Source organism: Candidatus Thiodiazotropha sp. CDECU1 (assembly GCF_963455295.1).
Lineage (GTDB): Bacteria > Pseudomonadota > Gammaproteobacteria > Chromatiales > Chromatiaceae > Thiodiazotropha.
The window spans coordinates 2,098,487-2,119,232 of sequence record NZ_OY734020.1 but is presented as its reverse complement, the minus strand read 5'-3'; the positions used below and the strand labels follow the sequence as shown (position 1 = coordinate 2,119,232).

Annotated in this window: 20 protein-coding genes; 13 read left to right on the top strand and 7 right to left on the bottom strand. The window is 54.0% G+C overall.

Annotated features, from left to right (window positions below):
* Positions 1-37 precede the first annotated feature (37 nt).
* Entirely contained in the window at positions 38-1,078 is a 1,041-nt protein-coding gene (locus R2K28_RS09590) for a beta-ribofuranosylaminobenzene 5'-phosphate synthase family protein (protein ID WP_316369499.1), read from the bottom strand.
* Positions 1,079-1,737: 659 nt separating this feature from the next.
* Here R2K28_RS09590 and R2K28_RS09585 point away from each other — a divergent pair.
* From R2K28_RS09585 to pqqE, 9 genes are all read left to right on the top strand, one after another.
* Entirely contained in the window at positions 1,738-3,048 is a 1,311-nt protein-coding gene (locus tag R2K28_RS09585) for a formylmethanofuran dehydrogenase subunit B (protein WP_316369497.1), read from the top strand.
* Positions 3,048-4,715: a formylmethanofuran dehydrogenase subunit A gene (locus tag R2K28_RS09580; RefSeq protein ID WP_316369495.1), complete on the top strand. Its 1,668-nt coding sequence runs from the start codon at positions 3,048-3,050 to the stop codon at positions 4,713-4,715. Before R2K28_RS09585 ends, R2K28_RS09580 begins: the two co-directional genes overlap by 1 nt.
* Positions 4,712-5,608 (top strand): formylmethanofuran--tetrahydromethanopterin N-formyltransferase, encoded by an 897-nt coding sequence (fhcD, locus tag R2K28_RS09575; RefSeq protein WP_316369494.1) that lies wholly within the window; start codon positions 4,712-4,714, stop codon positions 5,606-5,608. Before R2K28_RS09580 ends, fhcD begins: the two co-directional genes overlap by 4 nt.
* Entirely contained in the window at positions 5,605-6,414 is an 810-nt protein-coding gene (locus tag R2K28_RS09570) for a formylmethanofuran dehydrogenase subunit C (RefSeq protein WP_316369493.1), read from the top strand. Before fhcD ends, R2K28_RS09570 begins: the two co-directional genes overlap by 4 nt.
* Before the next feature lie 447 nt (positions 6,415-6,861).
* A complete protein-coding gene (gene pqqA / locus R2K28_RS20430) occupies positions 6,862-6,936 on the top strand; it encodes a pyrroloquinoline quinone precursor peptide PqqA (protein WP_116446244.1) in 75 nt (24 codons plus the stop codon).
* Between the two features lie 59 nt (positions 6,937-6,995).
* Positions 6,996-7,910: a pyrroloquinoline quinone biosynthesis protein PqqB gene (pqqB, locus tag R2K28_RS09565; protein ID WP_316369492.1), complete on the top strand. Its 915-nt coding sequence runs from the start codon at positions 6,996-6,998 to the stop codon at positions 7,908-7,910.
* A 12-nt stretch (positions 7,911-7,922) separates the two neighbouring features.
* On the top strand, positions 7,923-8,654 hold the full coding sequence (pqqC, locus tag R2K28_RS09560; RefSeq protein ID WP_116446228.1) for a pyrroloquinoline-quinone synthase PqqC: 732 nt from the start codon (positions 7,923-7,925) through the stop codon (positions 8,652-8,654).
* Between the two features lie 3 nt (positions 8,655-8,657).
* Entirely contained in the window at positions 8,658-8,942 is a 285-nt protein-coding gene (gene pqqD, locus R2K28_RS09555) for a pyrroloquinoline quinone biosynthesis peptide chaperone PqqD (protein ID WP_316369491.1), read from the top strand.
* Positions 8,908-10,065, top strand: a complete 1,158-nt coding sequence (gene pqqE / locus R2K28_RS09550) for a pyrroloquinoline quinone biosynthesis protein PqqE (RefSeq protein WP_316369490.1) — start codon at positions 8,908-8,910, stop codon at positions 10,063-10,065. The genes pqqD and pqqE overlap by 35 nt, the downstream gene beginning before the upstream one ends.
* A 377-nt stretch (positions 10,066-10,442) precedes the next feature.
* Here pqqE and pip read toward each other — a convergent pair whose 3' ends face one another.
* A complete protein-coding gene (gene pip, locus R2K28_RS09545) occupies positions 10,443-11,423 on the bottom strand; it encodes a prolyl aminopeptidase (RefSeq protein ID WP_316369489.1) in 981 nt (326 codons plus the stop codon).
* A 797-nt stretch (positions 11,424-12,220) separates the two neighbouring features.
* On the opposite strand from pip, the gene xoxF5 reads away from it, so the two are divergent.
* The 4 genes from xoxF5 (at position 12,221) to R2K28_RS09525 (ending at position 16,188) form a co-directional block, all read left to right on the top strand.
* Positions 12,221-14,023 (top strand): lanthanide-dependent methanol dehydrogenase XoxF5, encoded by a 1,803-nt coding sequence (xoxF5, locus tag R2K28_RS09540; RefSeq protein ID WP_316369488.1) that lies wholly within the window; start codon positions 12,221-12,223, stop codon positions 14,021-14,023.
* Positions 14,024-14,130: 107 nt separating this feature from the next.
* Positions 14,131-14,601 (top strand): c-type cytochrome, encoded by a 471-nt coding sequence (locus R2K28_RS09535; RefSeq protein WP_316369486.1) that lies wholly within the window; start codon positions 14,131-14,133, stop codon positions 14,599-14,601.
* Between the two features lie 118 nt (positions 14,602-14,719).
* Positions 14,720-15,574 (top strand): substrate-binding domain-containing protein, encoded by an 855-nt coding sequence (locus tag R2K28_RS09530; protein ID WP_316369484.1) that lies wholly within the window; start codon positions 14,720-14,722, stop codon positions 15,572-15,574.
* Between the two features lie 26 nt (positions 15,575-15,600).
* Positions 15,601-16,188 carry a PQQ-dependent catabolism-associated CXXCW motif protein gene (locus R2K28_RS09525; RefSeq protein ID WP_316369482.1) on the top strand — a complete coding sequence of 196 codons (588 nt, stop codon included), beginning with the start codon at positions 15,601-15,603 and terminating at the stop codon, positions 16,186-16,188.
* Positions 16,189-16,261: 73 nt separating this feature from the next.
* Here the strand turns inward: R2K28_RS09525 and R2K28_RS09520 are convergent, their stop codons facing one another.
* From R2K28_RS09520 to R2K28_RS09500, 5 genes are all read right to left on the bottom strand, one after another.
* Positions 16,262-16,879 (bottom strand): hypothetical protein, encoded by a 618-nt coding sequence (locus R2K28_RS09520; protein WP_116448023.1) that lies wholly within the window; start codon positions 16,877-16,879, stop codon positions 16,262-16,264.
* Between the two features lie 16 nt (positions 16,880-16,895).
* Positions 16,896-17,702, bottom strand: coding sequence for an ABC transporter permease (locus R2K28_RS09515; RefSeq protein WP_116446237.1), 807 nt, complete (start codon positions 17,700-17,702; stop codon positions 16,896-16,898).
* A complete protein-coding gene (locus R2K28_RS09510; protein WP_316369479.1) occupies positions 17,699-18,436 on the bottom strand; it encodes an ABC transporter ATP-binding protein in 738 nt (245 codons plus the stop codon). The genes R2K28_RS09515 and R2K28_RS09510 overlap by 4 nt, the downstream gene beginning before the upstream one ends.
* Positions 18,433-19,434: a YVTN family beta-propeller repeat protein gene (locus R2K28_RS09505; RefSeq protein WP_316369477.1), complete on the bottom strand. Its 1,002-nt coding sequence runs from the start codon at positions 19,432-19,434 to the stop codon at positions 18,433-18,435. The genes R2K28_RS09510 and R2K28_RS09505 overlap by 4 nt, the downstream gene beginning before the upstream one ends.
* Positions 19,435-19,515: 81 nt before the next feature.
* Positions 19,516-20,742, bottom strand: a complete 1,227-nt coding sequence (locus tag R2K28_RS09500; RefSeq protein WP_316369476.1) for an ABC transporter substrate-binding protein — start codon at positions 20,740-20,742, stop codon at positions 19,516-19,518.
* Positions 20,743-20,746 lie beyond the last annotated feature (4 nt).

The following is a 20,746-nucleotide window of genomic DNA, read 5'->3' as shown; positions in this document are numbered from 1 at the left end:
CAGTCAACATGTGTAATAAAAAGGGTTTTTCCATCAACTAAACTCGCTTTTCTTGTCTTAATATTGTTGGTTGTTGTAACAAACTCACCGCTGCGCCCTGGTTACGAGCTGACACCAGCTGAGAATGGAATGAGGAGAATTTGCCGAAATGTTTTTTTAGGGCACGTTCAAGCTGCTGCGCCTGGTCAACGTCTTCCAGCAGTATAAAACCGGTTGGTCCCCAGGAGCTCTGACCAACACCGAGATGCCCCTTCTTGGTTGCCCACTCCAGGGCGGCAGAGATCACCGGGCTTGTATAGCGCCCACCCTGGGCCGGTGCGAAATGATCTCCCACTACCTGTTGAATCTCGCCGATGGCCGCCGTGACTGGCGATAACCGGCCTTCAAGAACCCCTGGCAATACCCGCATCAGAACCAACCGGCAGAGATGGGCAGCGGCCTGTTCCGGGAACTCGGGTAACTCGGAAAATGCGGCCACCTCATCTTTGCCGTGCAAACCCTGTCCGCGTCTATCTAGCAACAGCAGCATGCGCCACTTCTCGGGAAAGGGTAGCCTGACTGCAACCGGCGGCACCTCCTCCTCTCCACTGCGACCACAGTCGAGAATGAAACCGCCCTCATCAAAGGCACCGATGCCAATACCGGAACGATTGCCTCGATTCAGCGTTCTCGCAATGGCGGCACTGTTCTTGTCGCCTCCATAGAGGCGTTCAATAGCTGTACCCACCGCCAATGCCATTTGCGTACCCGAGCCCAATCCCACATGATCGGGTATCGCTTGTTGCAGACTGATATCGACGCCACCCTGTATGCCTTGCGCCGTTATGTACGACCTGGCATATTTCAGCGCCCGCTCTGCGCCAGGGCCTGTTGCTGTAATGGCGTCGCATCTCTCAGCACGCAGTCGGGTCGCAAGCGTGTCTATGGTCAGTCCTATGCTACCGAAGCGCCTGCCTAAGCCTCCATGAAGGTCGAGGAAGCCCAGATGCAGCCGTGCAGGCGCATTGACCTCTACGCTGAATCCAGCACTACTTGACTTCGATGAGTGTGTCATCTGGTTGTCTATGTGTTTTCGCATTATCATTCTACTGCAATTTACATGCCTGCCATCCCTGTCATGGCCGCTACAGACCTGTTTCACTGTCGTGTAAAGATCGAAGGTTAGCGCTTTAGGCTTTGATCAGTAGACAATCAAGCCTTGAAAACAGACAACTTTGTCACTGACAAGGAATATCCTGACGGCGTAGCCGCCTCATTTGTACCTGCCCCGCTCCCTTTAGCCGGTTCAAGCATCAACTATATATGCGCCTGACTTGAACCACTGTGTCACCTGCCCTGCCCCAGCAGTTAACAGTTGATACAGGACATCGATTGGAGCCAAAGAGTCTAATTCGTGCATGATGCTTTGGGCATCTATTAGCAACTTCTCACATGGGATTCAATGGATAACCGGAAGCAGCGCTGACTGAGCAGTTAATAATAGTCAGCCGGTTGCACTATCCCTATGCGACAGGTAACTGTCGTGATTTCAGCTACCCGAGATTTAGACTCTAAAATTGTGCCTTTCTATTAAACTGCCTTAGCGCTGGCATAGCCAGCACAAAGATGTGATTATCCTTACAGGTCACTTTCAAGGACAGATCCTCATCTGACTTTATTTTAGAGTGGCACGCTTTCTGCACTAACTCGTGAATCAATACATTCAAGCAGTACTCATTGCAGGGCCATCAACATAGCATGTGGAACAAAGAAATCGAACAGACAACGAGCGAGGTAACCTGTCCCGGTTGTGGATTAAGTTGCGATGATCTGAAAATCGAGCTGAGTAATGGACAGCTAAAGTCACTGCAAAACGGCTGTGAACTGGCGCGTAACTTTTACAACAGCGCCTTTAAATATACCGACTCGAATCCTATGATCGAGGGCAAGCCGGCCTCTTTGGATAAGGCGTTGGGATATGCCGTGGAGTTGCTACGGCATGCTCGCTCGCCACTCTTTGCGGGATTGGCCACCGACGTCAACGGCATGCGCAGCATGCTTGGACTGGCGGACCGCTGTGGCGCCACCCTGGACCACCTCAACGGCGATGCCATGTTTCGAAATGTGCGTATAGTTCAGGACAGTGGTTGGTTCACCACCACCTTCACCGAGGTGCGCAACCGGGCGGATTTGATTCTGTTGGTGGGAAGTCAATGCATCGATCGCTTTCCACGACTTGTCGAACGGGTGCTGCATCCTGATGAGAGCCTCTTTACTGAAACCGATCAGCGAAGAGTTGTGTTGCTCGGTCCCTGGAAGCAAGAGAGTCTGCCAGATGAGTTGGCGCAGTTGAATCCGACGCTTATAACAACAGAGATCGAGTCATTGTCGGACGTTATCGGACTGTTGCGAGGTCTTATCGCCGGCAGAGCGGTAAATCCGGATCGGCTTGGCCATGATCTGTCCGATGCATTGAGACAGCTTGGCAAGGATTTGCAGCAGGCAAACTACAGTGCCATCTGCTGGAGTGCGGCAGAGCTCGATATCCCCCATGCAGAACTGACCGTTCAGGGATTGGTGGATTTGGTAAAAGAACTCAATCTCAAGACACGTAGTGCCGCCCTGCCTCTGGCAGGCACCCAGGCGGATATCACTAGCAATCAGGTCTGCACCTGGCAGCTCGGATATCCCCTGCGTACCCGACTGCAGCGCGGTTACCCGGAGCACGATCCCCTGCTCAACCGCTGGCAGGGTCTGTTAGAGCGGGGCGAGAGCGACCTGTTGCTGTGGGTCTCCTCCCTGTCCCCCGAGGCTGTTCCACCGCCATCCGAGACAGCGACCGTGGTGCTTGGTCATGCAGGCATGGTATTCGAAAAACAACCCGCGATCTTCATCCCAGTAGGTGTGCCGGGTATCGACCACCAGGGACATTGGTATCGCAGTGACGGGGTCTGTTCACTGCCCCTGGGAAAGCTGAGAGAGATCGGTCTGCCCCCGGTCAACCTAATCGCTGACCGGCTCAAGGAACGGTTGCTACCCTCCGCCAGCGAGACTGAGGGGGCTGCCTGATGCTGATCAAACTTGAAGGAGGCAAGGTCTACGATCCCGCCAATGGCATTAATGGGGAGATCCGGGATATCTACATCGAAGATGGTGAGATCGTTGCTGCCCCGGACACTAGTGAAACCGTGCATCGAACCTACTCCCTGGATGGCAAGATCGTCATGGCCGGCGCCATCGACCTGCATACCCACATCGGTGGCGGCAAGGTCAATATCGCACGTACCATGCTGCCAGAGGATCAACGGGGCAGCGCCAGATTAAAGACCGACCTGACCCGCTCCGGCGGTGGTCATGCCATTCCATCCACGCTGGCGGCGGGTTACCGCTACGCGGAGATGGGTTATACCAGCTGTTTCGAACCCGCGGTACTCCCGGCCAATGCCCGTCAGGCCCACATGGAGATGGCCGATACACCAATGCTCGACACCGGCGGTTATGCCATGCTCGGCAATGATGATCTGTTGTTGCATCTGATGGCGGAAGGGGCCGAACAAGAGACCATCAATGACTATGTGGCCTGGACCCTGCATGCCGCTCAGTGCATCGGTATTAAGGTGGTCAATCCCGGTGGAATCAATGCCTTCAAGTTCAACCAGCGGGCCCTGGATGTGGACGACGCCCATCCCCACTACCGGATCACTCCGCGCGATATCGTGCGCACCCTGACTCGTGCCCTGAATGAACTTGGAGTACCCCATCCCCTGCACGTGCATGCCAGCAATCTGGGTGTACCCGGTAACTATCTCTCCACCCTCGCCACCATGCAGGCTGCCGAGGGCCTGCCGATCCACCTGACCCATATCCAGTTCCACAGCTATGGCGCAGAGGGAGACAAGAAGTTCTCCTCATCCGCGGCGGAGATCGCCGAGGCCGTCAACAATCAGTCCAATATATCCATCGATGTTGGCCAGATCATGTTCGGGCAGACGGTAACCGTTTCCGGCGACACCATGGCCCAACATGCAAACCATAGCCACGCTCATCCAAACAAATGGACCTGCATGGACATCGAATGCGACGCCGGTTGCGGTGTGGTGCCCTTTCGTTATCGTGACAAGAACTTCGTCAATGCCCTGCAGTGGGCGATCGGCCTTGAACTTTTTCTGATGGTGGATGATCCCTGGCGGATCTTTCTCACCACCGACCACCCCAACGGCGCCCCCTTCACCAGTTACCCGCATCTGATCCGGTTATTGATGGATCGCAGCTTCCGCAACGACCTGCTGGCGCAGATCAATCCCGAAGCCGCGGCCGCCAGCCACCTGGGCAGCCTGGAGCGGGAGTATTCCCTCTACGAGATCGCCATCATGACCCGGGCCGCACCGGCCAGGATCCTGGGCTTGAGTGATCGCGGCCACCTGGCGCCAGGCACCCTGGCGGATATCACCGTGTATCATCCCCATGATGATCAGGAGCAGATGTTCGAGCGACCGATGCTGGTTTTCAAACAGGGTCAGGTCGTGGTCGAGGAGGGGCGGATCACCCAACCCGTCAAAGGTACCACCCAGGTGGTAAGGCCCGAGTTCGACCGGGGCATCGAAAAGCTGATTGGACGCAGGTTTGAACGCTACCACAGCATTCGTCTGTCGAACTTCGTCATATCCGACGATGAGATGGCCGAGGGGATCGGCAGCCAGATCAATATCCACCCCTGTACGGGGGGACGCCCATGATCATCAATGGCACAGAGATCGAGGAGACCTTTGCCGAGGCCTTCGGCATGAGCGCCACCCGGGTCATCATCACGGCCATCAATCTCCACTGGGCGCGCATCGCGGGTGAAACCATGACTGGATTTGCCACTTCTGTAATCGGTTGTGGCGTGGAGGCGGGTATCGAAGCGGAGATAGCCCCGGACGCAACCCCCGATGGCCGCCCAGGGGTGAGTGTGTTGCTGTTCGGCATGTCAGGCAAGGCCCTGGCGAAGCAGTTGGAGACCCGGGTGGGTCAATGTGTGTTGACCTGCCCCACCACGGCCCTGTTCGCCGGCATCGAGGGCGAAAAACAGATTCCCCTGGGTAAGAACCTGCGCTTTTTTGGCGACGGTTATCAGATATCCAAGCAGATCGCCGGTACCCGTTACTGGCGGGTGCCGGTAATGGATGGCGAGTTTCTTTGTGAGGAGATGGTTGCCCGGGTACCCGCCGTGGGTGGAGGCAACTTCCTGGTGCTGGCTGAAACCCAGCACCAGGCACTGATCGCCTGTGAAAAGGCCATCGAGGCAATGCGGAAACTACCCAATGTAATCATGCCCTTTCCCGGGGGTATCGTGCGTTCCGGCTCCAAGGTGGGATCCAAATACAAGGCCTTGATGGCCTCCACCAACGACGCCTACTGCCCCTCCCTGAGAGGCCTGGTTGAATCCAGGCTCGATCCGGAGATCGGGTCTGTTATGGAGATCGTCATCAACGGTCTGAGTGACGAGGATGTGGCTCTCGCTACCCGTACCGGTATATCCGCGGTGTGCGAACTGGGAGCAGCGGGTGGGATCCGACGCATATCCGCAGGTAACTATGGTGGCAAACTGGGGCAGTTTCATTTCCATCTGCGGGAGGTGATGGCATGAGCAACCTGACCCTGAAACTACGCGAAGGCCTCTCTCAACGCATCGACATGAGCCCATTCACCCCCGCAGTGCTCGCCGGCAAGCAGGCCAATGAAATAGCGCGCACTCCCCTCTGGCTGGGTAACCGCCAGGTCGAGACTGGTGAACTGTTCAGCATCGATGGTAAGGGTCGTGACCAGATCGTGATCCAGTCTGACAGCGATTGCCTCGATCGGATCGGCGCCAACATGGCTGGCGGTAATATCAGGATCGAAGGGAACGCGGGCGCCTATCTCGGATGCGGCATGCGCAGCGGCATGATTCAGGTTAGCGGTGACGTGGGACCTGCCGGTGGTTGTGCCATGTCCGGTGGCACCCTCACCATCGAGGGTAGTGCCGGTGATTTCCTGGGGGGCGCCATCACCGGTGAACGCCAGGGCATGCGTGGCGGGACCATCCTACTCAAAGGCAGTGCAGGGGACCGCGCGGGGGACCTGATGCGTCGCGGCACCATCCTGATCGGCGGAGAGTGCGGTGACTATTGTGCGTCACGCATGGTGGCGGGAAGCATCGTGGTACTGGGTCAGTGCGGCGCTCAAGCCGGGATGGGGATGCGCCGCGGTACACTGATTCTGACAAGACAACCCGACTCGATGCCGGCCACCTTCAACGATAACGGCAAACAGCGTCTCAACTTCCTCACCCTGCTGACCCAGAGTTTTAAGGATTATCCACCCTTTTCAGATCTGCAGGAACGAGGCAGTCAGGTGCATCGCTGGCTGGGTGATCTGAGCTGTGATGGCAAAGGCGAGATATTGATCTATTGACAGATTGCTCACCGGAACAAGGTAACCGGCAAGCGGTCTCGATTGGAATTTACTATTGTCATCATAGGTAGTCCAAATCTTAGGGACAACTCTCGCCTGATACATTTCCTATCTGTTAATTCTATTTATTCAAACCGATCATGAGGTTATGCGGGAATGGGTCGCCACTCCCACTAACCTCTATCATCCAGTGTCACTGTTTTAAGACAGTTCATATGCAACATACTGCCCCATCTCCCACCGGTGTCGGGAAAAATTCCCAATGGTTCTTTGCCATTATTCCTAGCGAGCCTCTATGCATGGTGAATACCGTGAATAGAGACTACTAGCAGTAGAAGGCACAAATGTTGCTGGTTGTAGGTTTGTTGTCCTGCTTCCTCGGGATGCAGCCAGCAAAGCTCAAACAACTTTTTAAGACTAGCGAAAATTACACAGGAGCGATACTTCATGAATTGGTCTACACCTTCCTATCAGGATCTGCGACTCGGTTTTGAAATCAATCTTTATATCAACAACCGCTAAGCAGTAGTCACCGGAACCACCTGCATGACAGGTGGTTCCACACACAATAATAACTATTCATGCTAATACATATCTTAGGTTCCGGAGCAGGTGGTGGATTTCCTCAGTGGAACTGCAATTGCAATAACTGCCAGGGAGTACGGGCAGGCACCATCCAAGCAACATCCCGCACCCAATCCTCCATCGCCATCAGTGCCAACAGTGAAGACTGGGTGCTTTTCAACGCATCGCCTGACATTCGCGCACAACTGGAATCCTTCCCGGCTTTGCAGCCTGGCAGAACGATACGTGATACCGCAATCCGTGCCATTCTCTTGGTGGATGCGCAGATCGATCACACCACAGGACTGCTGTTGCTTCGCGAGCACACAGCACCTTGGGATGTCTATTGCACCCAAGCCGTGCATGACGATCTGACCAGCGGTTACCCGATCTTCAACATACTCGGCCACTTCAGGGGTGTTAACTGGCATGAAGTCCTAACCGATCAGTCGATCTTCACCATCCCGGGCATCGAAGGTTTGGTGTTCACTGCAGTACCCCTGAAGAGTGAGGCGCCCCCCTACTCTCCTCATCGTCACAACACGGTACCAGGGGACAACATCGGTGTGCGGGTTGAGAATATAGCAACAGGCAAGAACCTGTTTTATGCACCGGGGCTCGGTTCCATGGAGCCGCATATCCTGCCCTATATGCAACAGGCGGACTGCCTACTGGTGGACGGCACCCTGTGGCAGAACAACGAGATGATCGAGGCCGGTATCAGTAACAAGCTTGGCAGTGAAATGGGCCATCTCGATCAATCCAGTAATGGTGGCATCATCGATATTCTGAGCGGCCTGGAAAAACCGCGAAAAATACTTATTCACATCAACAATACCAATCCCATCCTCGTGGATGATTCACCCGAACGTCTGGCCCTCAATGATGCCGGAATCGAGGTCTCCCACGATGGCCTGCAGATTGAACTGTAAACAGGAACAGCTATGACTCCCCATCCAAATCAACCATGGTCGAAAGAGGAATTTGAACAGAAACTCAGGGAAAAGGAGAAGTTCTATCATATTCATCATGAGTTCCACATCTTGATGAACAGTGGCAAACTGGATAAACCGGCTATCCAGGGTTGGGTGGCGAACCGTTTTTACTACCAGGTCATCATTCCGGTGAAGGATGCAGCCATCCTGGCCAACTGTCCCGATCGAGATGTACGCCGTCATTGGATACAGCGCATCATCGATCACGACGGTACTCAGGGTGACGAGGGTGGCATCGAGGCCTGGCTGCTTCTGGGCGAGGCCGTGGGCCTGTCGCGGGAGGACCTTCTGTCCCACAAACATCTGCTGCCTGGCGTGAAGTTCGCCATCGACGCGTATGTCAATTTCGCCCGCCAGCAACCCTGGGAGATTGCAGCCAGCTCTTCACTCACGGAACTCTTTGCCCCGACCATTCATCAAAAACGGCTCGACAACTGGCCGGAGTACTATCCCTGGATCGATGAGCGCGGCTACCACTACTTCCGCAAACGCCTGACCGAGGCGCGCCGGGATGTGGTGCATGGACTGGATATCACTTTGAACTACTACAAAACCCGCGAGCAGCAGGAGAAGATGCTTGAGGTGCTGCAGTTCAAACTCGATATCCTGTGGACCATGCTCGACTGCATGTGGATGGCCTATGTGGAGAACAAACCCCCCTATCACAATATCCCGGCCTGACCCATGAGCAACCATTTCAAGGCCGAGGACATTCCGCAGATGGCGCCCACCTTCCGCTTTCAATGGGAGGAGGCCCAGGGTTGCCACGTCATCCTCTATCCCGAAGGCATGGTGAAGCTCAATCCTGCCGCGGGAGAGATCTTGAAGCGCTGTGACGGGGATGCAAGTGTCGCCGCGATTATCGATAACCTGAAGTCTGCCTTCCCCGACGCAGAGCTGGAAGACGACGTCTATCAATTTCTGGATACCGCTTATGACAACCAATGGATCCGACACAAGCCCGCCTAAACCCCTTTGGCTGCTGGCGGAGCTGACATACAAATGTCCGTTACAGTGTCCCTACTGCTCCAACCCGCTCGATATCGCCCGTTATAAGGACGAACTGTCAACCGAGGAGTGGATCCGGGTGTTCCGTGAAGCCCGCGCCATGGGGGCGGTGCAGCTCGGTTTCTCCGGTGGTGAAGCACTGGTTCGCAAGGATCTGGAAATACTCATCGCGGAAGCCAACAAGCTAGGCTATTACACCAATCTGCTCACCTCCGGCGTAGGCATGGATGAGGCGCGCATCAAGGCCTTCAAGAAGGCGGGGCTGGACCATATCCAGGTCAGCTTCCAGGCCAGCAGTGAAGAGCTCAACAACTTCATCGCCGGCAACAACTCCTTTGAGCACAAGTTGGAGATGGCGCGACTGGTGAAGAAGTACGACTATCCGATGGTGCTCTGCTTCGTCCTCCATCGGCATAACGAAGACCAGGTGGAACAGATCCTGGAGATGTCCCATGCCCTGGAGGCAGACTACGTGGAGCTTGCCACCACCCAATACTACGGCTGGGCCCTGCACAATCGTGAACAGTTATTGCCATCCCGGGAACAGGTAGAGGCGGCGGAGGCGGTGGCCCATCGATACCAGGAGAAATACAAGGGTAAGATGCGCATCTTCTACGTGGTGCCCGACTATCACGAAGAGCGTCCCAAGGCCTGCATGAGCGGCTGGGGCTCTCTGTTTCTGACAGTGGCCCCGGACGGCACCGCCCTTCCCTGCCACGCCGCCAGCGAACTGCCAGGGCTCACCTTTCCCAACGTGCGTGACCACAGTGTGGAGTGGATCTGGAACGAATCCTCCGACTTCAACATGTTCCGCGGCTATGGCTGGATGAAAGAGCCCTGCCGCAGCTGCGATGAGAAAGAGAAGGACTACGGTGGCTGCCGCTGCCAGGCCTACCTGTTGACCGGCGATGCCGCCAATGCCGATCCGGTCTGCAGCAAATCACCCCAGCACCAGCAGATAGTAGAGATGGTCGATGCGACCAAGATCGAGCAAGAACCCGGTACCGCACCCCTGGTGTTCCGCAATATGCGCAATTCGAAAAAACTCACAGCCGAGAAATGGCCCAAGGCAAGCGGCCAGTAACAGCCATGATTGATGCCGCCAATAGATGTAAATGCTCTTTATGTAGGGTGCGGCTTGCCGCACCAACAGAGGTATGTTCAACGTATACGGTGCGGCAAGCCGCACCCTACGTTATGCTAAAGCCAGCGGCCAGTGATTTAAACGATTCATACCGCGAATGGATATAAAAGATCATGAAGTCCGCAAATGAACGCTAATAAACGCGAATATTGATCACCCTACATCCTCGTCACACGCTCACACGTGGAAACGAGATGAATGAGATAAAAGGATTGGCTAAGCGTAGGGTGGGGCCCTGCCCCACCATTTAAATTGGAATATAGAGTGTTAGGTGGGGCAGGGTCCCACCCTACATTGTGATCAATAATTGCGTTCATTCACGAACTCTTTTCCTGCAACAACTCCCGCATTCGGTCGGTCTCCCCCACCAGGGCCGAAATCATGGCGGGTTCGTCGATGAGATGACCGGCGTCGGGTACCTGGACCAGGCGTGAATCGGGGATCGCCTTGTGCAGCAGCCAGGCAGATTCCATAGTGCATGTGAGATCGTAGCGGCCATGCACGAGTGTGACAGGCATGGCGGGGAGTGAACCGATGCGGGAGAGTATCTCGTTATCTTCAATGAAGTAGCGGTGGTGGGCATAGTGAGTCTCGATGCCGACCTTTGCCAGCAGTCGCTCCCGCTGCGCATCCGTTGCCGGCTTCTCCTCCAGGTGGTTTCCAGACCCTGACTTATGCCAGTTGACCATCAGGGTACCCCAGCCGGACCAGTTGCATGCGGCACCCAGTGAGATGGCGGGGTCTTCACCCTGCAACGCGGAATAGTACCAATCGATGATATCCCGTGCATGTTCGCAATCCGGTATCTCCTTCGACAGCCTTTCCCAGGCCTGGGGAAAGAGGCGCTTGAGGCCCACGAAAAACCAATCCAGATCTGATGCCCGGGCCAGAAACGTTCCTCTTAAGATCATGCCCAGTACAGATTCCGGATGAGACTGGGCATACAGGAGTGACAATGTCGCCCCCCAGGAGCCGCCAAACAGCATCCATTGAGGAATATCCAGGCGATGCCGTATCACCTCCATGTCTGAGATAAGATCCAGGGTACGATTTCCTGCAGTCTCTCCCAGGGGCTGAGACCTGCCTGAACCACGTTGGTCGAAAAGGATGATTCTGTAGAAACCGGAATCGAAAAAGCGCCGGTGCTCCACCGAACAACCCGACCCAGGTCCGCCATGGAGACATACCACAGGGATCCCACTGGGATTGCCACACTCTTCCACATATATTACATGGGGATTTTCCACGTCTATATGGTGTACGGCATAAGGTTCAATGGATGGATAGAGAGATCTCATTGGTCACCTGACTGAGCTTGAACAATATTCAAATCGGGATCGATTCCTGGATCAATTCACTCGTGAATCTACCACTTAGGTCTTCTGGAAAGTGTCACACCGGTGACACACAACATAATTCCACACTAAAAAAATGAATCACATCGTTTCCCCTAATCAGGCCCCCTCCATTTCAAAACAATTATCAAACACACAAGCGTTGCCCAGGACCTGCTTGGATTTGTGATTGGCAACCTTCGCAAATCCGCTATTCCGCTAATCCAGATCGAAAACAGCTTGGTAACTCATTGAATAGATTAGCAATAGAGACACCTATCTCAGAAATGATGAGAGTTTGCCGAACTGTGTCATGAGCCAGTATACACCTATTTTTACAATCATTAATCTTTTGTATTCAGTGTCTTATAAGGTTTTTATAGAATAATTTTAATAATAATATGGTAAATGAAGCAAAAATATAGTTGTCCTATGAAATGTTGAATTTCTACATGGGCGGCGATCTAACTGTAGAAGAGTGCCAAACTCACCGCTTACCCCTGCAGCCGCCACGGACTGCCCCTCTCCCTGAACCAGTATTCACACATGGAAGAAGCAACGGCAACTCGATGAATTTCGTTTGGCACACATGTTGCTCTTTAGTCATTGTCGCTCATGAAGACTGCCTGTAATAGCGCGACAAGATAATTATTTATTTACCAATTGAGAGGAGTTTAAGCATAGCGATGGAGAAGCTAAATCGAGTGTATTTCCCTTGTTGAGGCAGTCCCACTAACGAATAAAACCCGAGGATTCAAACTATGGTAAAAGCAAAACGCAAAGTTCTGGCGATCTGCTTCACCGCCTCTGCAATGCTCAGTGCTGCAGGTGGGGTGTCGGCAAATTCAGAACTGTTGAAGATGCAAAATAACCCAAACGACTGGGTAATGCCTAACGGTGACTATGGAAGTACCCGCTATAGCAAGCTGGACCAAATCAACAAGAGTAACGTTAAAGACCTGAAGGTTGCCTGGACCTTCTCCACCGGCGTTCTCCGTGGTCATGAGGGTGGTCCCCTGGTGCTTGGCGATGTGATGTACATCCACAGTCCGTTTCCCAACAAGGTATTCGCCCTCGATCTGAACGATAACGGCAGGATCATCTGGAAATACGAACCGAGACAGGACACCAGCGTTATTCCTGTTATGTGTTGTGACACTGTCAACCGTGGCCTGGCCTACGGCGACGGCAAGATCATTCTTTCCCAAGCGGACACCACCCTGGTGGCCCTGGATGCGAAGACCGGCAAGAAGGTCTGGTCAGTGAAGAATGGCGATCCGTCCAAGGGTGAAACCTCTACCGCAGCTCCGATGGTAGTCAAGGACAAGGTCTTTATCGGTATCTCCGGTGGTGAGTTCGGTGTGCGTGGTTCCATGACCGCCTACAGCCTCAAAGATGGCAGCATGGTCTGGCGTGGCTACTCCATGGGACCCGACAGCGACACCCTGTTGGATCCGAAGAAGACCACCCATCTTGGCAAGCCGGTAGGTAAGGATTCCGGCATCAACACCTGGAAAGGTGACCAGTGGAAGATTGGCGGTGGCGCCACTTGGGGTTGGTACTCTTATGATCCTGATCTGAATCTGATCTACTACGGATCTGGTAACCCTAGCACCTGGAATCCGGTTCAGCGTCCTGGCGACAACCGTTGGTCGATGACCGTTTTCGCCCGCGATGCCGACACTGGCATGGCTAAATGGTTATACCAGATGACCCCCCATGATGAGTGGGACTACGATGGTATCAACGAGATGATCCTGGTCGACCAGAAGGTCAAAGGCAAGATGCGCAAGGTCCTGGTGCACTTTGATCGTAACGGCTTCGGCTATACCATGGATCGTGTAACCGGTGAGTTGTTGGTCGCCGAGAAGTATGACCCGGCAGTCAACTGGGCCACCCATGTCGACATGAAGACAGGTCGTCCACAGGTGGTAGCGAAGTACTCTACCCATCAGAACGGCGAAGACGTGAACTCCACCGGCATCTGCCCGGCGGCCCTGGGTTCGAAAGATCAGCAACCCGCGAGCTACTCGCCACGCACCGGTCTCTTCTATGTACCCACCAACCATGTCTGCATGGACTACGAGCCGTTCCAGGTTTCGTATACCGCGGGTCAACCCTACGTGGGTGCAACCCTCTCCATGTATCCGGCACCTGGCGGCAACCATCTGGGTAACTTCATTGCCTGGGATGCTGACAAGGGCAAGATCGTATGGTCCAACCCTGAGCCTTTCTCGGTATGGAGTGGCGCACTCGCCACGGCTGGTGACGTGGTCTTCTACGGTACCCTGGAGGGTTACCTGAAGGCGGTGGACGCCAAGACGGGTAAAGAGCTGTACAAGTTCAAGACCCCATCCGGCATCATCGGCAACGTCAATACCTACATGCATAACGGCAAGCAATACATCGCTGTCCTCTCCGGACTCGGTGGCTGGGCCGGTATCGGCATGGCCGCAGGCTTGACCGATCCGACAGCCGGTCTGGGTGCGGTGGGTGCCTATGCATCTCTCAGCGACTATACCCAGCTGGGCGGCACTCTGACTGTATTTGAACTGCCTAACTAATGGGTTGATTGCCCTTCACTAGAAATGCCGCCACCCATCCCTGGAGGAGGGTGGCGGCAAAATCCCAATAAAGATAGTTCACACTATTAGTTTCCATGAGGCTAAACATGCAGCATTATAAATTCAGTAAATTTTTAATTGTGGCGACCATCGCCCTCACCTATTCCATCTCAGGCTATTCAGCTGCATCCAAAGCCGATTACAGAGATTTCGTACCTTCCCCCGAACAGCCCTACTACTTTGAAGACGGTAAAGTTGACTTCGGTACCTATAATGGCTTTCGTCGTTATCATGCCGACTGTCATGTCTGTCACGGACCGGCCGGCCTTGGGAGTTCCTATGCACCGGCGCTGCTAGAGTCTTTGAAAGTAATGAGCTATGGTGAATTCGTTAACGCAGTCGTTACCGGACAGGAGGGATTGGACACCAGAGTAATGCCCTCTTTCGCGAAGAATATTGACGTGATCAAGAATATTGCCGATATATATGCCTATCTGAAGGCTCGCGCTGATGGTGTCATCGGAGCAACCAGACCTGCAAAGTTTCCCAAGGTTAAAAAACTGATTGCAGACAATTAGCTGACATCGAGCAACACCACAACTGCGGTGATAAAACCCACAACAGGGAACAGCAGTATTGGAATAGATGTCAAACCGAATATCTATCGATTTCATGAGTGGCCGGGGTCCAAGTAAAATGCCAATAACAGGTTCAACGTTTTTTAATAAAGCGCTGAACCTGTTTTTTTACCTCCTGCCATTGATTCTGTTGCTTGGCCCTCCATCCTCTTGGGCCAAAACCACCTACGAAGCCAGAAACAAGGACTACCTGACCGTCTGCGGCGATCCCAACCACATGCCCTTCTCCAACAAGGCAATGGAGGGATTCGAAAACCGGATCGCCCAACTGATCGCCGATGATCTCAATCGCACCCTGCGTTATCGCTGGTGGCCCCAGACCGTAGGATTCGTCCGCAACACCCTCAGCGTTCGCCTTTGCGATTTGGTGATGGGGGTTACATCAGTCAACGAGCTGCTCCAGAACACCAATCCCTACTACCGTTCCGTCTACACACTGGTATACCGCGAAAATGCCGGTTTACAGATCCAGTCCCTGGATGACCCGACACTGAAGGAGCTTAAAATTGGCGTTGTCGCGGGCACCCCGCCAGCCACCCTATTGAGCAAGTATGGATTGATGGATCAGGTCAGACCCTACCAGCGCACCGTGGATACCCGTCTCTACTCACCTGCCACACGGGCCATCGAGGATGTGGCGGAAGGCAATCTCGATATCGCTGTAATCTGGGGCCCTATCGCAGGCTATGCATCGACCCAGCAAAAGACCCCTCTCTCTATCATTCCCCTGCCGGCAAAAGTCGATTCCGTTCCAATGGCATTCAATGTCTCGATGGGCATCCGCCGGCGCGAATCCAATTGGAAACATCAACTCAACATGGAGTTGGAAAAACTCACCCCAAGCATTCAGAAGATATTGCTTGAATACAAGATACCCTTGCTGGATAGAAATGACAGACTGATAAAACCTTGAAACAGACAAGCAAACAGAGACCGCACATGCAAACACTCTCTGCCATGGTGTTGGTCTGGTTGTTGTTAATGGTTCCCACAGGATACTGCTCACACTCCTTCGCCACGGAAGATGAGGCCGAACACTTTTCATCCGACGGCTATCGCATATCCCTGTTTCGCGCCCCCGTACCCGACTCGGTGCCGGCTGGAACCACGATCGATACTGAGCAATTGCACGCCTTGATCAAGCAACATCAGCCGCTTCTGATCGACGTCTTACCGGCACCCGTCAAACCCAAGGATCGTCCCGACAACCTGTTATGGCTACCGCCAGCGAGACAAAACATTTCAGGATCCCACTGGCTACCCAATGTGGGTTACGGCGCCCTTTCCATGGAACTGGACAGTTATTTCAAAGAGAATCTGCAGCGGCTTACCGAGGGTGACAAGAGTAGAATGATAGTGATCTATTGTCTTGCCGATTGCTGGATGTCCTGGAATGCGGCAAAACGGGCAGCGACGGAGTACGGTTACACCAACACCTACTGGTACCCGGATGGCACGACAGGATGGGAGGCGGCGGGGCTGGCGGTTGAGAACAGTTCGCCGATTCCGATGGAAAACGCCGAATAACCAATACGGTGCGGCAAGCCGTACCCCAGATTAAATATCTGGCGTAGGGTGTGGCTTGCCGCACCATAAATTGCTAGTCGAGATAATAAGCAATACTCCGAGCCAAGACGCCCAGTCGCTCTTCAACAACCATCGGGCGGGTGCAGAGATGCTGAATGAAGTCTTCACGTTCATCGAACATACGCTGCTTGATCTCCATCTCTTTCTGCATCAGTGCCAGGCGTTCTTGCGCGGCTTGTGAGGGATCTTCCTGCAGCTGCACCATTTCATCCAGCTCCCCACTCAATTTATTCGCGCGTGCCGCCTGTCCCCGCGCATAGCGCATTATACCGTCGAGTTTTTTCTTACGCTCTTCATTCAGTGTCTGTAAGACACCCGCAAACAGCAAGGTAAGCTTGTGATCCTTCTGTGAGGGATCCTGTTTCGAGGAAAAATCCGCAACTACCGCATCGGCTGCATCCAGATCGTAATAGGGCGAGACAAACTGCTCTACCAGTTTTTTCACCGCCTTGTCCTTTTCCCAGGCGTCTCCCAAGCCGTCGATGGACGGTCCTGCCCATACCACAGCCGCAGGCACTTCTTTTACCAGGATCTGCTCGCAGGGCCAGTCGGGGGGGCGATCTTCCGCAACCAGGGCCTGCGCCAGGCCACAACCGGTTATCAAGCAGAGAAAACATCCGATCTTTTTCATCTTTGAATACACCTTTTTAACCTCCACCCTGTTTACGAGTCATCAGTCCGCGTGCCGGATCGTAACCATAGAGCGCGCCTGCCAGGAATAGCAGCAGAGAACCGGTAACAGCCGCCAGGGCGATCCAGCTGATCTGTTCATATAGGGAAAACCTGATCAACTCCACGGCATGGGTGAAGGGATTGAAGCGACAGATTTCATACAATAAAACACTGGAGTCCTTGATGCGCCATAAGGGATAGAGTGCGGACGAAGCAAAAAACATGGGGAAAATGACAAAATTCATCACCCCGGCAAAATTCTCCAATTGCTTGATTGCGGATGAAAGCAATAGGCCTAATGCCCCAAGCATCAGCCCCGACAGGAACAGGGCCGGAAATGCCAGGAGATAACCCATCAGTGGCGGCTGCACATCCCAAAACCAAGCAATGGCCAAAAACAGATAGACCTGGGCGATCGCGACCAGGGTGCCGGCTGTCAATTTACTCAGCAGCAGATACCAGCGCGGAAAGGGACTGACCATCAGCATCCGCATGCTGCCCATCTCCCGGTCATACACCATGGAGAGCGAACTCTGCATGCCGCTGAACAGCAGGATCATCGCGGTCAAACCAGGCACGATATACTCCTCGTAGAGGATATAGGTTTCATAGGGTGGAATGATGGAGACACCCAGCACAGAGCGGAAGCCGGCGGCAAAGATAAACAGCCATACCAGTGGACGGACCAGGGCGCCGAAGAAGCGCTCCCGTTGATGGAGAAATCGCAGCGACTCACGTGTCGTGATACCCAACAGGCAATTAAGATACTGCACAAAGTTCATGATGCATCACTTCGTGTCAGGTGGTTGAATGCCTGTTTCACACTATCCGTTCCGGTCTCTTGCATGATCTGACTGGCGCTGCCATGGGCAAGCACCCTTCCAGCATGGAGCACTACCAGGCGATCTTCCGGCTCTACCTCATCAACCAGGTGGGTGGCCCACAACACGCCGATACCGTCTTCTCGACAGCGTTTGCGTACCTGCTGCAGGATTGCCTGGCGGCTATGGATATCGAGTCCTACGGTTGGTTCATCAGCCAGTAAGAGACGTGGCTGATGCAGTAGGGCCCTAACCAGTTCCACACGACGACGCTGACCACCACTGAGCGCCCTGACCTTCTCATCGGCACGATCTCCCAGTTCGATTTCATCCAGCACGGCCTGCATGCGTTTTTTTAATTCATCGGCTTTCAAGCCCTGCAGCGCACAGTGATAGCGAAGGTTCTGTATCAATGACAGATCCAGATCCAGGGTCGGCTGCTGAAACACCACCCCCAGTTGAGCCAACGCCTTGCGGGTCTGGCTCTGCAGATCATGGCCGTAGATATGGATAGATCCACCTCGACTGACGAAGAGTCGGGTGATGAGCGAAAAAAGGGTGGTCTTGCCTGCGCCGTTGATCCCCAGCAGCACACAGAATTCACCCGGCTCCAGGGAAAAGCTGACGTCATCCAGCACCGGTCGCTTGGTGTAGGAGAAGCTGACAGCTTTCAATGCAAGGGCGGCTGCACTCATGGACGGACCACGACCCCCCAAGGAAGACGCCCTACCCTGATCGACTTTTTGACCTTCAGCCGGTCGACATCGATCACCGAGACATCGTTACTCACCCCGTTGGTGGTAAAGATGCGCTTTTCGTCGGGTGAGAAGTCGAGATTCCAGACCCGTTGTCCAACCAGCAGATACTTATCCACCTCAAAAGAGGCGGTGTCGATCACTGCCACCCGGGCGGCCGGCCCCAGGGCGACAAATGCCAACTTACCGTCTTTACTGATCCTGATCCCCACAGGCTGGATGGACTCCTTGTGAATGCCAGGGATCTCGAAGCCGATCTTCTTTATGATCTTGCGGCTCGCTGTATCGATCACGCTCACCGTGCCACCGATCTCCGATGAGACCCACACCTGTTTGCCGTCATTGGTGAACTGGGCCACACGGGGCCGCTGGTCGACCAGCACATTGTCTTCCACCTTGAGTGTCTCGAGGTTGATGAAGTGGGCCATGTTGGTGGTCTCCGAGGTATTCACCAGCCACTTGCCATCTGGGCTGATTCCCATCCCTTCAGGTTCCACCCCGACCTGGATCTCCGTCACCTTCTCCCGCTTCTGGATATCCACCATGGTCACCATGTTGTCATCCTCATTGGCGGCATAAAGATATTTACCCTTGGGACCAAGCACCAGCAGTTCCGGATCGGGGCCGGATGGCAGGATATGGGTGACCTTGAGGCTCTTCAGATCCAGCACTTCGATGTGATCCGCGTCGCTGGTACAAACATACAGGGTATTGCCATCCTTGCTGAGTGCAATGCCTCGAGGACGTTCCCCTACCGATACCGTTTCCAGTACCTTGAGACTCTCTCCATCAATTACCGTGATGTTGTTGTCCTTCTCACTGCTCACATAGACGGTGTAGGCCTGTGCTCCGCTGCTCACTATCATGCAGATAGTCAATATGAGTGGATAGATTGTGGGCCTGGCGTCCAGACGACAGTGAAAAGATGGGGGAAACATGTTTAATACTCCTGCGTTTTTATCGCCTATGAATACCAATCAGACCGAGAACAATTGCTGTAGGTCAGTTTTACCGGGACCCTATTTACCACATTTACTTTCCGCCCGATCGTAACCCAGGGTATCCAGGGTGGAAAACTGGTGCAAAAATCCCTTCTGCGGCGAAACAGAGATCGTCAGCCGTGGCGAAGAGATAAGCAGGGGTTGGCGTAACTGGCCATTCCAGTCCCGGTAGGTAACCGGCCTGCCCTTGAAGGCAGCCAGGTTAAAATCCGCACTGAGGATAAAACTCTTCAGTTTGTCCGCCTGGTTACTGGTGGTGCGTGTCGTGGCCTCACCGATGCTGCGTACAGCCAACCAGGCCGCGTAGTCACGATCGGTCATCCAGCGGCCATTCTTTTCATGGAAGCGACGTTGAAACTGGGTCGCCCCCCACTGTTCATGGACACCACTCCAGGCTGTGGGAGAGAGTCCCTGAGAACCGCCCACCGGGCGTGGCAGATAGGTTCGATAACTCAAAAACTCTCCGAACTCATCCTGCTCATCGGCCACGATCAGAATGTCATAATCGCCCACCTGGCTGAAGGCATTCACCTCTTCCTGCTCTCTGGTGTGTCCGGAGTCGGTACGCCTCGCGCCTGGCTCAAAGGTCCACTGTTTCTGTTCGACAATCTTGTGGCCATATCGTTTAGCCGCACGCTTGAGGGCATCCGCAAAGGCTTTATCCTGCGGATGCCGGCCCACCACGAGAAACCATTCGTTCCAGCGCTTCCATGTCAGGTACTGGGCCAAGGCATCAGCCAACATGGCCCGGCTTGGGATTGTATGCAGCAGGTTGGGATAACAGATATGGGTTCTCAACGCGTCATCCATGGCGCCGATATTGAAGAGCAGGCTCTGCTTCGCCTCGGGTGTGGTTATAACTTCCTTCAGCTTATCGAGGGGTAGATTGAGCAGGAACAAGCGGGTGCCCTGCGCATACAATTCAAGAAAGTTCTCACGCACACTCTGTTCGGCTTTGACTTTCACTGCCTCGAGCTTAAAAGACTGTCCGGTAAATTGCCCGGTGGTGTTATTGTCGTTTATCCCCTGTTCGGCCCCCGCCATACCGCTATCGTCGATAACCGGTTGCAACAGGGACAAGGGTATATGTTTCTCCTCATCCACACCCAGCAGAGCGATCGATATTTCGAGATTCGCTGCGCTGCAGCTGATGCCGTAGGCGATCAACCCGCTGAACATGAGAAAGAGGACAACAGGGATTTTACACAAGGGCTTATTTTTATAATCAGGGTCCAATCTACTCAAAACA

What these genes read in the sequence shown, in the direction of transcription:
- R2K28_RS09535 (WP_316369486.1), top strand. Translation starts at nt 14,131, where the DNA reads ATGCAGCATTATAAATTCAGTAAATTTTTAATTGTGGCGACCATCGCC.
- pqqD (WP_316369491.1), top strand. Translation starts at nt 8,658, where the DNA reads ATGAGCAACCATTTCAAGGCCGAGGACATTCCGCAGATGGCGCCCACC.
- R2K28_RS09510 (WP_316369479.1), bottom strand. Translation starts at nt 18,436, where the DNA reads ATGAGTGCAGCCGCCCTTGCATTGAAAGCTGTCAGCTTCTCCTACACC.
- pip (WP_316369489.1), bottom strand. Translation starts at nt 11,423, where the DNA reads ATGAGATCTCTCTATCCATCCATTGAACCTTATGCCGTACACCATATA.
- pqqC (WP_116446228.1), top strand. Translation starts at nt 7,923, where the DNA reads ATGACTCCCCATCCAAATCAACCATGGTCGAAAGAGGAATTTGAACAG.
- R2K28_RS09530 (WP_316369484.1), top strand. Translation starts at nt 14,720, where the DNA reads ATGCCAATAACAGGTTCAACGTTTTTTAATAAAGCGCTGAACCTGTTT.
- R2K28_RS09505 (WP_316369477.1), bottom strand. Translation starts at nt 19,434, where the DNA reads ATGTTTCCCCCATCTTTTCACTGTCGTCTGGACGCCAGGCCCACAATC.
- R2K28_RS09585 (WP_316369497.1), top strand. Translation starts at nt 1,738, where the DNA reads ATGTGGAACAAAGAAATCGAACAGACAACGAGCGAGGTAACCTGTCCC.
- R2K28_RS09570 (WP_316369493.1), top strand. Translation starts at nt 5,605, where the DNA reads ATGAGCAACCTGACCCTGAAACTACGCGAAGGCCTCTCTCAACGCATC.
- R2K28_RS09520 (WP_116448023.1), bottom strand. Translation starts at nt 16,879, where the DNA reads ATGAAAAAGATCGGATGTTTTCTCTGCTTGATAACCGGTTGTGGCCTG.
- R2K28_RS09590 (WP_316369499.1), bottom strand. Translation starts at nt 1,078, where the DNA reads ATGCGAAAACACATAGACAACCAGATGACACACTCATCGAAGTCAAGT.
- pqqB (WP_316369492.1), top strand. Translation starts at nt 6,996, where the DNA reads ATGCTAATACATATCTTAGGTTCCGGAGCAGGTGGTGGATTTCCTCAG.
- R2K28_RS09515 (WP_116446237.1), bottom strand. Translation starts at nt 17,702, where the DNA reads ATGAACTTTGTGCAGTATCTTAATTGCCTGTTGGGTATCACGACACGT.
- R2K28_RS09525 (WP_316369482.1), top strand. Translation starts at nt 15,601, where the DNA reads ATGCAAACACTCTCTGCCATGGTGTTGGTCTGGTTGTTGTTAATGGTT.
- R2K28_RS09580 (WP_316369495.1), top strand. Translation starts at nt 3,048, where the DNA reads ATGCTGATCAAACTTGAAGGAGGCAAGGTCTACGATCCCGCCAATGGC.
- pqqE (WP_316369490.1), top strand. Translation starts at nt 8,908, where the DNA reads ATGACAACCAATGGATCCGACACAAGCCCGCCTAAACCCCTTTGGCTG.
- fhcD (WP_316369494.1), top strand. Translation starts at nt 4,712, where the DNA reads ATGATCATCAATGGCACAGAGATCGAGGAGACCTTTGCCGAGGCCTTC.
- xoxF5 (WP_316369488.1), top strand. Translation starts at nt 12,221, where the DNA reads ATGGTAAAAGCAAAACGCAAAGTTCTGGCGATCTGCTTCACCGCCTCT.